The sequence below is a fragment of the Actinomadura latina NBRC 106108 genome, assembly GCF_001552195.1.
GTDB classification, from domain to species: Bacteria; Actinomycetota; Actinomycetes; order Streptosporangiales; family Streptosporangiaceae; genus Spirillospora; species Spirillospora latina.
Map to the genome: position 1 here is coordinate 149818 of NZ_BCQS01000009.1, position 14209 is coordinate 164026.

Genomic DNA, 14209 nt, shown 5'->3' on the forward strand with positions numbered 1-14209 from the left:
CTGTTCCCCGGAGGGCCGGGTAAGTGCGTGGACGGACACACTTGGGGGGCCCATGCGCGTTGCCGCAGTACGGACGGTGGTGCCAGACCATCACTACGACCAGGACCAGATCACCCGGGCCGTCGTGCAGCGCACGGAGGCCAAGGAGGATCTCGTCCGCCGCTTCCATGCCGCGACCCAGGTCACCGGCCGCAACCTGGCGCTGCCGATCGACGAGTACGTGAAGCTCGGCGGCTTCACGGGCGCCAACGACGTCTACATCGAGACGGCCGTCGAGCTGGCGGCGCGGGCCGTGCGGGACGCGCTCGACAAGTCCGGACACGCCCCGCACGACGTGGACCACCTGATCTTCTGCTCCTCGACCGGGGTGGCGACGCCCTCGCTGGACGCCCGCGTGGCCCAGCGCGTCGGCCTCCGGGAGGACGTCACGCGCGTGCCGATGTTCGGGCTGGGATGCGCGGCGGGCGCCGCCGGGCTGTCCCGGCTGCACGACCATCTGCGCGGCTGGCCCGACCGGGTCGCGGTGCTGGTCTGCGTCGAGCTGTGCTCGCTGACCGTCCAGCGCGAGGACACCTCGGTCGCCAACCTCGTCGCCAGCGGCCTGTTCGGGGACGGATCCGCGGCCGTCGTGGCGGTGGGGGACCAGCGCGACACCGGCTCCCTCCCCGGACCGCGGGTGGTCGCGTCCCGCAGCCGGCTCTACCCCGGCACCGAGCGGCTCATGGGCTGGGACGTCGGCGACCACGGCCTCCGCGTCGTCCTGGCCGCCGACCTGGTCGACCACGTCGAGGCGACCCTGGCCGGCGACGTGGCGTCCTTCCTGGGCGACCACGGACTCTCCGTGGACGAGGTCGGCTCGTGGGTCTGCCACCCCGGCGGCCCCAAGGTGATCGACATCATCCAGCGGGAACTCGGCCTGGAACCGGGCGCCCTGGACGTCACCTGGAACTCGCTGCGCACCATGGGGAACCTGTCCTCGGTGTCGGTGCTGAACGTCCTGGAGGAGACGATCGCGCACCGCCGCCCGCCGGACGGCGAACCCGGCCTGCTCATGGCGCTCGGCCCGGGCTTCTCCGCCGAACTCGTCCTGCTGCGCTGGTGAGCCGGTACCCGGCGCTGATCGCGCTCGTCGCGGCCGAGCGGCTTGCCGAGCTGGCCGTGGCGCGCCGCAACCGCGCCTGGGCGCGGCGGCACGGCGGGATCGAGTACGGCGCCCGGCACTATCCGCTGATCGCCGCCGCCCATGCCGGGATGCTGGGCGGCGCGCTGCTGGAGGCGCGGAAGACCCCGTTCGTCCCGGCACTGGCGTGGCCGATGCTGGCGGTGGCGGCCTCGGCCCAGGCGCTGCGCTGGTGGTGCATCGCCAGCCTGGGGAAACGGTGGAACACCCGGGTCATCGTCGTGCCCGGCATGCCGCTCGTCGCTCGCGGCCCCTACCGCCGTCTGCGGCACCCCAACTACGCGGCCGTCGTCGCGGAGGGCGTCGCCCTGCCGCTCGTGCACGGCGCGTGGCGCACCGCGCTGCTGTTCACGGCGGCCGACCTCTGCCTGCTCAGGACCCGCATCAGGGTCGAGAACGACGCGCTGAGCCGAGGCCGGCGCTGAGGACGGCCTCGGCCGGCCGGACGCCTCGTGCCCGATCACGGCGACACGGCTGTCTCCGTCCGTTCCGCCTGCTCCGTCCCCGTCTCGCGGAACGCCGTGTCGGTGGCCTTCGCGTGCAGTTGCTCCAGGAGCTCGATCTGGGCGGCGGCGCGGTCCAGCAGGGTGCGCAACTGCCCGGCGTCCAGGCCCGGCTCCCGGTCGGCGACGGCGAGCAGGGTGCGCCACCCGGCCGCCTTGCCCTCCACGGCCAGGCGGAGCGCCTCGACCTCCACGAGATCGCTGAGCGGGGAGCGGGTGACCGCCCGGCCGTTGAGTTTCAGCCGGCCGGCCTTCTCGGCCGCCCATACCGCCATGCTCTTGTACCGGCGGGCCGGCATCCCCAGCGAACGCAGGATGGCCAGCAGCGCCCCCCGGTCGGCGGCGATGTCGGCGGCGAGCCTCGTCAGCCGCTCCGCGTCGTCGGCGTCCCGGTGCGAGCGCGCGGCCCGGCGGGCCAGGGCCACCCCGCCGGCGGCCGCGGCCAGGTGATCGGTCAGATAGATGTGCAGCAATCCTCGGCTGCCACGTGTCGGCATGCGGGGCCCGTACCCCCCTCTCGCCCGGCAAACAGCGCGGGCGGCGGGGGCGGCGGACTCAGGGGATCTGCTCGACGCGGACGCCGGGGACGGCCTCGTAGATCCCCGGGTCGGCGGTGATCAGCGGCCAGCGCCGCCAGCGCGCGGACCACGCCGCCTGCGCGGCGTCCATCCCGAGGTTGGGGATCGTGGTGACGAGCAGGCCGGTCTGCTGGGCGATCACGTCGTCGAGGTCGTCGACGTGCACGACCTGCATGCCGGGCAGCCGCTCCAGGACGGTGCGGCCGTGGTCGGGGACGATCTGCCACGCGCGGGCGAGCGCGGTGGCCGGGATCACGATGGTGGCGTGCTGGGCGATGGACGCGCGGAGCCGGGCGCGAACGTAGATCGTCTTGCCGGTGGCGAGGTCAAGGAGGGCGGTCGCGTCGAAGACGTGACCGGTGATCACGCGACGTCCCGGCGGTCCGGCGCGCCGCGTTCGACGAGCCGGTCCACCATGGCCTGCTCGTCGGGGCTCGGCGGGCCGAACAGGTCGTCGATGGTCGAGGAGTCCCGCAGGAAGGCCAGCTTCAGCCGCGCCCCGTCCGCGAGGAACCCGGACACCGAGGCGATCTTCTTGTCCTCGGCGAGCCCTTGCAACGTGGCGGCAAGCTCGTCCGGAAGCGTGATGTTGAGTCTCGCCATGGGCGACACAATACACACTCAAGAGCCTTCCAGTGTGTACTGGCCGCCTTTCCGGGATTCGCCGCGGGCGTGCTGTCGATCCGGGCGCCGGCCGTTCGTGTAGGGGCTGGGCACCCCCGCCGGAGAGAGAGGAACACGCGATGGACAAGATTCGGACGCTGCTGGCCGGCCGCGGCCACATCTACGTGAACGCCAGCTGTTCATCGCCGCCGCCGAATGGCAGGGCATGACCGAACCCGACATGGTCGCACCGGGCTCCGGCCGCATCCTCGCCACCGAAGTGGACGTCCCGGGCGCCGGCCGGCCCTGAACTGTAAAGTCTCACACCGGTGATCACCTTCCGTCCGACCGACCTTGCGCGCGAGCACGGCATCTCGGCCCAGGCCGTCCGCAACTACGAGCGGGACGGGTTCGTCCCCCGCGCGGAGCGCACCCGCAGCGGCTACCGGATCTACACCGAGGTCCACGCCGCGGCACTGCGCGCCTACCTCTCGCTCGTCCCGGCGTACGGGTACTCCGCCGCCGGCCAGGTCATGAACGCGGTCCACGACGGCCGGCTCGACGAGGCCCTCACGCTCATCGACCGAGGGCACGGCCGGCTGCTCCGCGACCGGGACACCCTCAACGCGGTGCGGCAGGCGGTGGACCATCTGATGACGGACGCCGAGGCCGTCCCGGAGCACTCGGCGGGCCCCGGCGCCCGCACCATCGGCGAACTCGCGCACCGGCTCGGCGTCACCCCGGCGACCCTGCGCAACTGGGAGAACGCCGGCATCATCGTCCCGGAACGGGACCGCGCCACCGGATACCGCGTCTTCGGCGCGGCCGACGTCCGCGACGCGGAACTGGCCCATCTCCTCCGGCGCGGCGGATACCCGCTCGACCACATCTCCGCCGTCGTCCAGCAGATCCGGACGGCCGGCGGCACGGAAGAACTCTCCCGCGCCCTCGACGACTGGCAGCGAAAGCTCACCGCGCAGGGCCTGGCCATGCTCACAGCGGCAGCGCGGCTCGGCGACTATCTGGCCCTGCTCGATCCCGGACAGCCGGACGCCCCAGCGCGGCCGCCCGGCTCCGCGCGATAAGGCGGCGCCGGCCGCCGACCACGCGGGCCGGTCATCGCCGGGTGGCCCACTCCTGCGGTCAGCCGGTGGGTGCGCCGAACCACGTGGGGATCTGGCCGAGCAGGTCCGCCTGGTCTTCGCCGACCCAGGCCACGTGGCCGTCCGGCCGCAGGAGCACCGCGGGGACGTCCAGTTCCTCGCCGACCTCGGCCACGTGGTCGACGCGGTCCGCCCAGCCCGCCACCGAGAGCCGGCCGGTCTGGTCGAGCAGCAGGCCGCGGCCGCCGCGCATCACCTCGTAGAGGCGACCGTGCTTCAGCCGCACGTCCCGCAGCCGGCGGCCCAGCAGCTCGTGGCCGGCACCGAAGTCGTAGCGCACCCCGATCGCGGTGATCTTCTCGATCAGGTACCGGTTCACGTCCTCGAACTCCATCAGCTGCGCCAGCACCCGCCGCACCGCCCGCGGACCCGGCTCGCGGGACAGCAGCTCGGACTGCGCGCGGGTGCTGTCCAGCACGTCCGCGGCCACCGGGCGCCGTTCGGTGTGGTAGCTGTCCAGCAGCCCCTCCGGGGCCCGGCCGCCGACCTCGGCGGCCAGCTTCCAGCCGAGGTTGAACGCGTCCTGGATGCCGAGGTTGAGCCCCTGCCCGCCCAGCGGCGGGTGGACGTGCGCGGCGTCGCCGGCCAGCAGCACCCGGCCGACCCGGTACCGCTCGGCCAGCCGGGTCGCGTCGCCGAAACGGGAGAGCCAGCGCGGCGAGTGCACGCCGAAGTCGGTGCCGGCGCATGCCCGCAGCCGCTGCCTGACCTGCTCAAGGGTCGGCGGCGCCGCGCGGTCCGCCGCCACCCCCTCGGCGGGAACGACGACGCGGTACAGCCCGTCCCCGATGGGGCCGGCGCCGCACCCATGGCGGGTCTTGCGGACTTCGGCCACCACGGCGGCCAGTTCCTCCGCCGGCACGGACACCCGCATCTCGCCCAGCAGCCACTCGTTCGCGGCGGGCTCGCCGGGGAAGCCGACGCCGAGCAGCTTGCGGACCGTGCTGCGGCCGCCGTCGCAGCCGACGAGGTAGCGCGAGCGCAGCCGCGTGCCGTCGGCGAGGACGGCGGTCACCCCGTCCTCGTCCTGGCTCAGCCCGACCAGTTCGGTGCCGCGCCGGACCTCGGCGCCGAGCCCGGTGGCATGCTCGGCGAGCAGGCGGTCGGTGACGGTCTGCGGGATGCCGAGGATGTACGAGTGCGCGGTGTCCATTCGGTCGGGCCAGGGCTTGTCGATACCGGCGAAATAGCCGCCGATCCTGTACTTCTTGCCGTCCGCGAGGAATCGCTCCAGCAGGCCGCGCTGGTCCATCACCTCGATGCTCCGCACGTGCAGCCCGAGCGCTCGGACGATCTTGGTCGGCTGCGCGTCCCGCTCCAGCACGACTACGCGCACACCGCGCAGCCGCAGCTCACCGGCCAGCATCATGCCGGTCGGCCCGCCGCCGGCGACGATCACGTCGATCACGAAATTCCCCCGTTGCTTCTCGGCCGGCCGCCCGGCGCACTCAATTTCCGAGATCCGGACGACCAGGCGTCATAAAGAACCCGCACTTCGTGAACCCTTTGATTTCGGCGGGTCCCGGCCTCGGCCGACGATTCTGCAACATGCCACGGGTCTTGCCGCAAGCCCCCCTCTGTGCTATATATTGGAAATGGCAAGGAGAACGAATCTCCTTGCCATTTGCTTTTGCCGCCCGCGTTAGATGTCGCCGGCGCTCCGGAGTGGTGTCGCCGCCCAGGACGGGAGCCAGGCCGGCTCGGGGAGCGGGGCCAGGCTCGCGAAGTGTTCGATGACCGCCCGAAGTCCCGGGTGCGGATTCGTTCTGGGGAACATGAGGGAGATCGGGTAGGCGAGCGCCGGGTCCACGATCGGGATACGGCGCAGATCGTGGTTCGTCGGCCAGATGTACCGGTCACGGGCGCCGACGAGGGTGGCCACGTCGCCGGATTCCGCGAGGGCGTCCAGGAGAACCTCGTCCCCGAAGTGCGGGCCCGCCGCGTCGATGCGCAGGTCGAACACGGTGGCGAGCTGATCGTAGAACTCCGCCCACTCACTTCCGGGCACGATGCCCGGCACCCAGATCCGAAGCTTGCGAAGCTGGGCCGGTGTCAGTGTTCGTGCGGAGGCGAGCGGATGCCTGGGGCCGACCAGGAGTTCCAGCGGGGAGGAGAAGGCGTGGATCATCCGCACCTCGGGCGGCAGCGCGGCCGAGTCCGTCACGGTGCGGAAAGTGGCGTCGATGTCGCCCGCCTGGACGGCGGCCGCCGCCGCGTGAGGGTCGTTGACCCTGAGGGTCACCACGTCGAGGTCGGTCCCGGGATGCGACCGCCAATAGTCGTGCAGGACGACGGCCTGTGCGCTTCGCAGGCCCAGGACGTCGATCCGCAGGGCTCGCGAGCCCGGCCTGACCGCGGCGACGGCGCGGTCGGCGCCCGCGACGATGCTCCGCGCGTGCGGAAGGAACGCCTGGCCGTCGAGTGTCAGTTCGACCCCTCGGGCGGTGCGGGCGAACAGGCGGGCCTCCACCTCGCGCTCGAGCGCGGCGATCCGCTTCGAGACCGCCTGCTGCGTGACGCCCAGTTCGTCGGCCGCGTGTCGCAGTTGCCCGAGCTCCGCCGCCCGGACGAACGATCGCACCGCTTCGGTGTCCATTGATCCAGCCTATGGGCGCCCAACCAACCGTTGTGGCTCGCCCGGAGGCGGTTGTTTGAACCTGCCCCCACGCGGCTGCTGTGCTTGCTCACCCAACCATCGGTTGTCATGAAGGAGTCCTGTGCGCCCGAAATCGGGGGACGGTTTCGGCCGGCTGTGGTCGGCCTACGCGGTCAGCACGTACGGCACGTGGATCGCCTTCGGCGCGTTCCCCCTGATCGCGGTCCGGGTGCTGCACTCGCCGGCCTTCGCGGTCTCGCTCCTCGGAGCCGCCGGGCCCGCCGTCGCGGCGCTCCTCGCGGTCCCGCTCGGGCCGTGGGTGGAGCACCGGGCCAAGCGTCCGGTGATGGTCGCGATGGACCTGATCCGCTTCCTGGCGATGGCGAGCGTTCCGGTCGCGCACTTCCTCGGCCTGCTGTCCTTCGGCCTGCTGCTGGTCGTCTCGGTCATCTCCGGAACCGCGGGCATCGCCTTCACCGCCGCGTCCGGCGCGTACTTGAAGCACCTCGTCCGCAGCGATCGCCTCCTGACCGCGAACGGGAGGTTCGAGGGCACGAACTGGGTGGCGACCGCCGCCGGACCGCCCCTCGGCGGCGCGCTCATCGGGCTCCTCGGCCCGGTCGTCACCATCATGGCCGACGCCCTCAGCTACCTGCTGTCCGCGCTCGCCGTCCTCCGCATCCGCGGCGGCGACGTGGCGGCTCCGCGCGACCCGGCCGCCGGGTCGCGCGGAGCCGGCCTTCTCGGCGGCTGGCGGTTCATCCTCCACGACCGCGTCCTGCGGCGCCTGTTCCTCAACTCGGTCCTGGTCGGCGCTCTGATCATGGCCACGGCCCCGCTCATGGCCGTCCTCCTGCTGGGCGAGTACCACTTCCCGGCCTGGCAGTACGGTCTCGCCTTCGGCGTCCCGGCGCTCGGCGGCTTCGCGGGAGCCCGCCTCTCCGGCCGCCTCGTGCGGCGCTACGGCCGGCACCGGGTCATGACGGTCTCCGGCTGGCTGAGATCGCTCTTCCCGCTCGGTCTCGCGTTCGTCCACCCCGGCGTCACCGGACTCCTCACCGTGATCATCGTCGAAGGTCTCCTGATCACGTGCATGGGCGTCTTCAACCCGATCTACGCCACGGAACGCCTGCAACTGACATCCGCGGACCACACCGCCCAAGTCCTCAGCGCATGGAGCGTCAGCGGCAGACTCGCGCAGGCAACCCTCACGGTGATCTGGGGCGTCCTCGCCACACTCACCACCCCCCTCGCCGCAATCACCCTCTCCGGCGTACTCCTGCTCGCCACCCCGCTCTTTCTGCCCAAACGAACACACTTCCTTGGTGAACGCGGCCGTCCAGCACGACCGGTGATGAGAAGGGCGGCCATGTGGATGAGGAAGAGGACGCCGACCAGCAGGTAGCAGTTCGCGACGGGGGTCAGGACCGGGTGGAGACCGTATTCGAGTGGGTGGCCGTTGTGGGGCGTCCACCAGAGAGGTGACAGTGCTAAGAGGAGGTAGGCGGCCAGGGCGGTCCTGTGGTTCTTGTTGCGGAGCAGGACGGCCAAGGCCGGGACGATCCATTGTGGCGCTGAGCCAGTCGCCTCGTCTCGCCCATAGGGCGGCGACCGTGAGGCCGAAGGCGCCGATCGTCAGTGGAATGGCGGTGTACCAGTCGCCCACTTCGGTCGTCCTCCACAGGATGCGGGTCAGCGCGCCGTACGGGGATTGGTTGCTGATGTACGGCACGCCTACGCGGGACGTGTCGTAGAAGGTGTGCAGCCAATACACGCGGGACGCTTCCGGGGCGATGGCGTAGGCGAGCAGAGTGCAGGCGGCGAAGGTCGCCATGGCTGTGACGGCGTCCTTCGCTCGCCGTGTCACCAGGAGAAGGACGACGAAGATGGCCGGGGTCAGTTTGATCGCCGCCGCTGCGCCGATCCCTATTCCCGTCAAGGACATGGCGCTGGAGGAGATCCTCGCGGCGATCCGCGTCGTCGCCGGCGGGGACGCCCTGATCGCCCCGAGCGTCACCAGGAGGCTGATCGAGGAGTTCGCGGCCCGTCCCGAGCGGGCCGCTCCCGGACGCGGGCGCCCCGTGGACGGCATCACCGACCGGGAGCGTGAGGTCCTCACCCTGATCGGGCGCGGCATGTCCAACCGGGAGATCGCCGATGATCTCTGCATCAGCGTGGCGACCGCCAAGGCGCACGTCGCCCGCCTGCTCGCCAAGCTGGACGCCCGCGACCGCGTCCAGCTGGTCATCATCGCCTACGAGCTGGGCCTCGTCGCGCCCCCTACAGGCGGTAGTACTACCTGACGTGGTGGCCTTCGTCCCGGTCGGATAACCTTGAAGCCGTGAAGGGTCTGGGAGAGCTTGAACGCACGGTCATGGAGGTCCTGTGGGCGCGGGAGGACGCCGGCCACCAGGCGGCGACCGCCCGTGACGTGAGCCGTGCGCTCGCCGGCGACCGGGACCTCGCGCACACTACTGTCATGACCGTGCTGGACAGGCTCGCCAAGAAGGGCTTCCTCGAGCGCGAGCGGGACGGCCGCGCCTGGCGCTACCACCCGGTCGCGAGCCGGGAGATGTACGTGACCGAGCTGATGCTGGGCGCCCTGAACGAGACCGGTGACCGGGACGCCGCGCTCGCGCACTTCGTCCGGTCCGTCTCGCGGGACGAGGTCGACGTGATCCGGCAGACCCTCGCGGGCCTCATGAGCAAGGAACCGCCCGCATGACCGGCGCCGCCCTGCTCGCGCTGATCTCACTGGGGACGGTCGGCGGGGCGCACTACCTGTCCCGTGCCCGGTGGACGTGGCGGGCGCCGCGCATCGGGATCGCCCTCTGGCAGGCCCTCGGGCTGTGCTGGGGCGTCGCCACGATCGGCGCGCTCCTCGGCCTCGCCCTCCTCCCGTACCGCAAGGGCGTCCTCGGCGGGCTGCCCGGCCTGTACGACGACCAGGCCGCCCGGCTCGGCGCCGCCCAGGTCGCGTCGCTGCTCGGCGCGGTCAGCCTCACCGCGGTGCTGCTGGTCATGCTGATGTTCGCGGTGGTCCGGGTCTTCCGGGCCCGGCGGCGGCACCGGGCGCTGCTCGCGCTGGTGTCGCGCAGCGACTCGTCCGTGCCCGGCACCCTCGTCCTCGACCATCCCGGCGCCGCCGCGTACTGCGTGCCGGGCGTCCGCTCGCACAAGGTCGTCGTCAGCGCCGGGACGCTGGAACTGCTCGACCGCGCCGAGCTGGCCGCGGTCCTCGCGCACGAGCGCGCGCACGCCCGCGAGCGCCATGACCTGGTGCTGCTGCCGTTCGCGTCGCTGCGCCAGGTGTTCCCGCAGTTCCGGCTGGTCGGACGGTGCCTGGACGCGGTGGAGCTGCTGATCGAGATGGCCGCCGACGACCGGGCCCGGCACGGCCGCCCGGCCCGCGAGCTGGCGACCGCGCTGCTGCGCTTCGCCGCCGCCCGCCCGGCCGCCGCCCCGTCCGGCACCCTCGGCGTCGCGCACGGCGACATCCCGGTGATGGTGCGGGTGAACCGGCTGCTGGAGCCGCAGCGGGCGTCCCGGAAGACCCGCGCCGCCGCGTGCGCCGCGGTTCCGGTCATCGCCGGGCTGCCGCTGCTGCTCCTCCTCCTGCCGCACTAGCGGGTCTCCCTCAGATCCCGGCGGGGACGTTCTCGGCCGGTGCGGACGCGCCGACCGGGGGCCGCGGGCGGCGCAGGACGAACAGCGCCACGGCCAGTGCGGCGACCAGGAGGCCGGCGGAGACGCCGAAGGCCAGGTGGTAGCCGCCGGTCAGCGCGGTGGCGGTGTTCCGCCCGTCCGCGCGGAGGGTCTCGGTGCGGGACGCGGCGAGTGTGGTCAGGACCGCGACGCCCAGCGCCATCCCCACCTGCTGGACGGTGTTGAACAGCCCCGACGCGAGACCCGCGTCCTCCGGGCGGGCGCTCGACATGCCGAGCCCGGTGAGGGACGGCAGGACCAGCCCGGCCCCGGCGACCAGGAGGAAGACGGGGAGCAGGTCGGTGACGTAGCCGGCGTCCACCGGGACGGTCGTGAGCCGCACCATCGCGCCGATCAGGAACACCAGCCCGGTCATCAGCACGAACCGTTCCCCGAGCCGGTTCGACAGGCGCGCCGACACCAGCAGCGAGACCGCGCCGATCGCCACGGCGGCCGGGAGCATCGCCAGGCCCGTGTCGAGCGCGCTGTAACCCAGGACCTGCTGCATGTAGAGGGCGACGATCACCTGGAACGAGAACATCGCCGACAGGGTGAGCAACTGGACGGCGTACGCGCCTGACACGTTGCGGGACCGCAGGATCCGCAGCGGCATCAGCGGGGTCGCGGCACGCGCCTGCCGGACGGCGAACCCGGCGAGCAGCAGCACCGACACCGCGCCCAGGCCCAGCGTGTGCGGGGAGAGCCAGCCGTGGCCCTCGACCTTGACGACCGTGTAGATGCCGAGCATCAGCCCGGACGTGACGAGCAGCGCGCCCGGGACGTCCGCGCCGGCGGCCAGGCCGATGCCGCGGTCGCGCGGCAGCGCCGGGAGGGCGAGCAGGATGGTGGCGAGGCCGATCGGCAGGTTGATCAGGAAGATCCAGTGCCAGCTCAGCGCGTCGGTGAGCACACCGCCGAGCACCTGCCCGGTGGACGCGCCCGCCGCGCCGGTGAAGCTGAAGATGCCGATGGCCTTGGCCCGCTCGCGCGCGTCGGTGAACAGCGTCACGAGGATGCCGAGCACGACGGCCGAGGCCAGCGCGCTGCCGACGCCCTGGAGGAAGCGGGCCGCGATCAGCAGGCCGGACGTGGTGGCCGCGCCCGCCAGCAGGGACGCCGCCGTGAACACCGCGTTGCCGGTGAGGAACAGCGTCCTGCGGCCGACGAGGTCGCCGAGCCGCCCGGCGAGGAGCAGCAGGCCGCCGAGCGGGATCAGGTAGGCGTTCATGATCCAGCTGAGCCCGGCGGGGGAGAAGCCGAGATCGTCCTGGATGGCGGGGGCCGCGACGGTCACGATCGAGCCGTCCAGGATCGTCATCATCATCGTCGCGGACAGCACGCCGAGCGCCGCCCAGCGGGAGCGGAGCAGCGCGGGAAGGGTCGTCTCCTCGTTCATAGGAGAGACCGTAACAGATGGTTTTGTTAGAGACGATCCTTAACGGACTTATTTTTGGCGCTGCCGGACGCGGCGGGCCGGCTGCGGGCTCTCGACCGGAGTACTCAGATGGCCGGTGACCAGCATGTCCAGGGCGCGCAGGAGAGCGTCGCGCTCGGCCGGGGGGAGGGATGCGAGGGCCGCCCCGTGGACGCCGTCCACGATCTCCTGGCTGCGGGCGGCGACCCGCGCGCCCTCCTCGGTGACCGCGATGATCCGGGCCCGCCGGTCCGCCGGCGACGGGCGGCGCTCGGCGAGACCGGCCTTCTCCAGGGCGTCCACGGTCACGACCATGGTCGTCTTGTCCATGTCGCCGATCTCGGCGAGCTGGATCTGGGTGCGCTCCTCCGCCAGGGCGTGGACGAGGACGCAGTGCATGCGCGGCGTCAGCCCGATCTCGGCGAGCGCCGCGGTCATCCGGGTGCGCAGGACGTGGCCGGTGTGGTCGAGCAGGAACGACAGGTCTGGTTTCGTCCGTCCGGGCGCCATCGAGGTCATGCGCCCAGCGTACCCAACTGGTTCCGTTCTAGATTATCTATGAGCCTCCGCATCTCTCGTCGTCTATGCTGGTGCCGTGAACCGCACCGTGTGTCTGGGCTGGTGGCCGTCCTAGGACGGCCGACATCCACGCATGCCGAGGGCCGTCCGCTGGACGGCCCTCTCTCCTCCCCGGCGGAGGGCCGTCCGATGGGACGGCCGGACCGAACCGAGGAGAGAGACCATGGAGACCACCCCCGAAGCCCGCAGCCGCGAGCTGGAAGAACGCATCGCCGCCGATCCGGGCGCGTTCCGCATCCTGACCGGTGACCGCCCCACCGGGCCGCTGCATCTCGGCCACTACTTCGGCACCCTCGCGAACCGCGTGCGGCTGCAGCGGGCGGGCGTCGAGCTGTTCGTCCTCGTCGCCGACTACCAGGTGCTCACCGACCGGGACGTCGCCGACCGCCTGTCCGAGCACGTCGACGGGCTGGTCGCCGACTACCTCGCCGCCGGGATCGACCCGGCCGCGGCGACGATCTTCCGGCACAGCGCCGTCCCCGCCCTGAACCAGCTCATGCTGCCGTTCCTGTCGCTGGTGTCGGTCGCCGAGCTGAGCCGCAACCCGACCGTGAAGGACGAGATCGCGGCGTCGCGGCAGGCGGCGGTCAGCGGGCTGATGTTCACCTACCCCGTCCACCAGGCCGCCGACATCCTGTTCTGCAAGTCGAACCTCGTCCCCGTCGGCAAGGACCAGCTCCCGCACCAGGAGATCACCCGGACGATCGCGCGCCGCTTCAACGAACGCTACGCGCCGGTCTTCCCGGTGCCGGACGCGCTGCTGTCCGCGGCGCCGAGCCTGCTCGGGACGGACGGCCAGAAGATGAGCAAGAGCCGCGGCAACGCCATCGCCCTGTCCGCCGGACCGGACGCCACCGCCCGGCTGATCAAGCGCGCGGTCACCGACGACGACCGGCACATCACCTACGAGCCCGCGACCCGTCCCCAGGTGTCGAACCTGGTGCTGCTCGCCGCGCTCTGCCAGGGCCGCGACCCGCACGCCGTCGCCGCCGGGATCGGCTCCGGCGGGGCGGCGGCGCTCAAGAAGGTCGTCACGGACTCGGTCAACGAGTTCCTCCGCCCGATCCGCGCCCGCCGCACCGAACTCATCGCCGACCGGGCCTACCTGCGCCGCGTCCTCGCCGAGGGCGATGACCGGGCCAACGCCGTCGCCGACCGGACCCTGGAGGAGGTCAGGGCGGCGATGGACTCCTAGCGCGGAGCGATGCCCCGCAGGACGACGGCGACCAACTCGTCCACGGCGTCCGGGGACGCGTGGTGCGCGAGTCGCCCGCCCTGGAACAGCGTCGACAGGACGGGCTCATGGCACGCGCCGACGATCATGGAGGTGGCGGCGTCGACCGGCGCGTCCCGCGCGAGCCGGCCGAGGTCGCGTTCGGCCCGCAGGTAGCGGGCGAGCCGGGAGCGCCAGTCCTCCTCGCCGCCGCTCAGCGCCGAGAACCGGGTGAGGACCTCGGGCCGCGCGACCAGCCCGGCCAGCGCGGGCAGCAGCCCCTCGTGCAGGGTCAGGCCGTACGCGACGTAGGCCCGCAGGTTCTCCTCCACCGTGCCGGTGCCGGCCTCGGGCAGCGGGCCGAGCGTGCGCGCCACCGACTCGGCGCGTGCGCGCAGCGCGTGGGCGAGCAGCTCCTCCTTGTCGGCGAAGTGGTTGTAGAGGACGCCGTCGGCGACGCCGGCCTCACGCGCGATCGCCCGGACGGTCAGCCCCGCCGTTCCGCGCTCGGCCATCATCCGCTCGGCCGTGTCGATCAGGTGCTCGCGCAGGGTCCGGTCGCCGGCGCGCAGCGCGGCCGCTTTTCGAGGTGCCATCACCCTGGATCGTATTCGCCGGGATCGAACCCGCGGGCGGCCCGGCCGGCCGCGACTCGACCACCGCGCCCCGGGAGCC

Annotated in this window: 16 protein-coding genes and 1 pseudogene; 8 read left to right on the plus strand and 9 right to left on the minus strand. The window is 72.4% G+C overall.

What is annotated here, in order from left to right; all coding sequences use genetic code 11:
• The first annotated feature begins 52 nt into the window (after window positions 1-52).
• Complete coding sequence (locus AL2_RS39160) at window positions 53-1102, plus strand: type III polyketide synthase (protein WP_067634485.1); 1050 nt, start codon at window positions 53-55, stop codon at window positions 1100-1102.
• Entirely contained in the window at window positions 1099-1605 is a 507-nt protein-coding gene (locus AL2_RS39165) for an isoprenylcysteine carboxyl methyltransferase family protein (protein ID WP_067634487.1), read from the plus strand. Before AL2_RS39160 ends, AL2_RS39165 begins: the two co-directional genes overlap by 4 nt.
• A gap of 35 nt (window positions 1606-1640) precedes the next feature.
• On the opposite strand, the gene AL2_RS15655 is transcribed toward AL2_RS39165, so the two are convergent.
• From AL2_RS15655 to AL2_RS15665, 3 genes are read right to left on the minus strand one after another with little or no spacing between them, the layout of a single operon-like run.
• Complete coding sequence (locus AL2_RS15655) at window positions 1641-2180, minus strand: hypothetical protein (RefSeq protein ID WP_067634489.1); 540 nt, start codon at window positions 2178-2180, stop codon at window positions 1641-1643.
• A gap of 58 nt (window positions 2181-2238) precedes the next feature.
• Window positions 2239-2628, minus strand: a complete 390-nt coding sequence (locus AL2_RS15660; protein ID WP_067634491.1) for a hypothetical protein — start codon at window positions 2626-2628, stop codon at window positions 2239-2241.
• Complete coding sequence (locus AL2_RS15665; protein ID WP_067634493.1) at window positions 2625-2864, minus strand: ribbon-helix-helix domain-containing protein; 240 nt, start codon at window positions 2862-2864, stop codon at window positions 2625-2627. The genes AL2_RS15660 and AL2_RS15665 overlap by 4 nt, the downstream gene beginning before the upstream one ends.
• Before the next feature lie 329 nt (window positions 2865-3193).
• Here AL2_RS15665 and AL2_RS15670 point away from each other — a divergent pair, with 329 nt between their 5' ends.
• Complete coding sequence (locus AL2_RS15670; protein WP_067634495.1) at window positions 3194-3949, plus strand: TioE family transcriptional regulator; 756 nt, start codon at window positions 3194-3196, stop codon at window positions 3947-3949.
• Between the two features lie 58 nt (window positions 3950-4007).
• On the opposite strand, the gene rox is transcribed toward AL2_RS15670, so the two are convergent.
• Window positions 4008-5435, minus strand: a complete 1428-nt coding sequence (gene rox / locus AL2_RS15675) for a rifampin monooxygenase (RefSeq protein ID WP_067634497.1) — start codon at window positions 5433-5435, stop codon at window positions 4008-4010.
• A gap of 234 nt (window positions 5436-5669) precedes the next feature.
• Window positions 5670-6623, minus strand: coding sequence for a LysR family transcriptional regulator (locus AL2_RS15680; RefSeq protein WP_067634499.1), 954 nt, complete (start codon window positions 6621-6623; stop codon window positions 5670-5672).
• Between the two features lie 121 nt (window positions 6624-6744).
• Between AL2_RS15680 and AL2_RS15685 the strand changes: the two genes are divergently transcribed.
• Complete coding sequence (locus AL2_RS15685) at window positions 6745-8028, plus strand: MFS transporter (RefSeq protein ID WP_067634501.1); 1284 nt, start codon at window positions 6745-6747, stop codon at window positions 8026-8028.
• Window positions 8029-8262: 234 nt separating this feature from the next.
• On the opposite strand, the pseudogene AL2_RS40090 reads toward AL2_RS15685, so the two are convergent.
• Window positions 8263-8568, minus strand: a pseudogene (locus AL2_RS40090) (glycosyltransferase family 87 protein); the annotation flags it as partial.
• Here AL2_RS40090 and AL2_RS15695 point away from each other — a divergent pair.
• From AL2_RS15695 to AL2_RS15705, 3 genes are read left to right on the plus strand one after another with little or no spacing between them, the layout of a single operon-like run.
• On the plus strand, window positions 8510-8926 hold the full coding sequence (locus AL2_RS15695) for a response regulator transcription factor (protein ID WP_245666675.1): 417 nt from the start codon (window positions 8510-8512) through the stop codon (window positions 8924-8926). The pseudogene AL2_RS40090 and the gene AL2_RS15695 overlap by 59 nt on opposite strands.
• Before the next feature lie 38 nt (window positions 8927-8964).
• The gene (locus AL2_RS15700; RefSeq protein ID WP_083946553.1) at window positions 8965-9348 is read left to right on the plus strand and encodes a BlaI/MecI/CopY family transcriptional regulator; all 384 of its coding nucleotides are present in this window, start codon (window positions 8965-8967) and stop codon (window positions 9346-9348) included.
• Window positions 9345-10250: a M56 family metallopeptidase gene (locus AL2_RS15705; RefSeq protein WP_067634507.1), complete on the plus strand. Its 906-nt coding sequence runs from the start codon at window positions 9345-9347 to the stop codon at window positions 10248-10250. Before AL2_RS15700 ends, AL2_RS15705 begins: the two co-directional genes overlap by 4 nt.
• A 10-nt stretch (window positions 10251-10260) precedes the next feature.
• Here AL2_RS15705 and AL2_RS15710 read toward each other — a convergent pair whose 3' ends face one another.
• Window positions 10261-11724 (minus strand): MFS transporter, encoded by a 1464-nt coding sequence (locus AL2_RS15710; RefSeq protein WP_067634509.1) that lies wholly within the window; start codon window positions 11722-11724, stop codon window positions 10261-10263.
• A 48-nt stretch (window positions 11725-11772) separates the two neighbouring features.
• Window positions 11773-12261: a MarR family winged helix-turn-helix transcriptional regulator gene (locus tag AL2_RS15715; protein ID WP_067634511.1), complete on the minus strand. Its 489-nt coding sequence runs from the start codon at window positions 12259-12261 to the stop codon at window positions 11773-11775.
• A gap of 223 nt (window positions 12262-12484) precedes the next feature.
• Here AL2_RS15715 and trpS point away from each other — a divergent pair, with 223 nt between their 5' ends.
• Window positions 12485-13516: a tryptophan--tRNA ligase gene (gene trpS / locus AL2_RS15720; RefSeq protein ID WP_067634513.1), complete on the plus strand. Its 1032-nt coding sequence runs from the start codon at window positions 12485-12487 to the stop codon at window positions 13514-13516.
• On the opposite strand, the gene AL2_RS15725 is transcribed toward trpS, so the two are convergent.
• Entirely contained in the window at window positions 13513-14130 is a 618-nt protein-coding gene (locus AL2_RS15725) for a TetR/AcrR family transcriptional regulator (RefSeq protein ID WP_067634515.1), read from the minus strand. The genes trpS and AL2_RS15725 overlap by 4 nt on opposite strands.
• Window positions 14131-14209 lie beyond the last annotated feature (79 nt).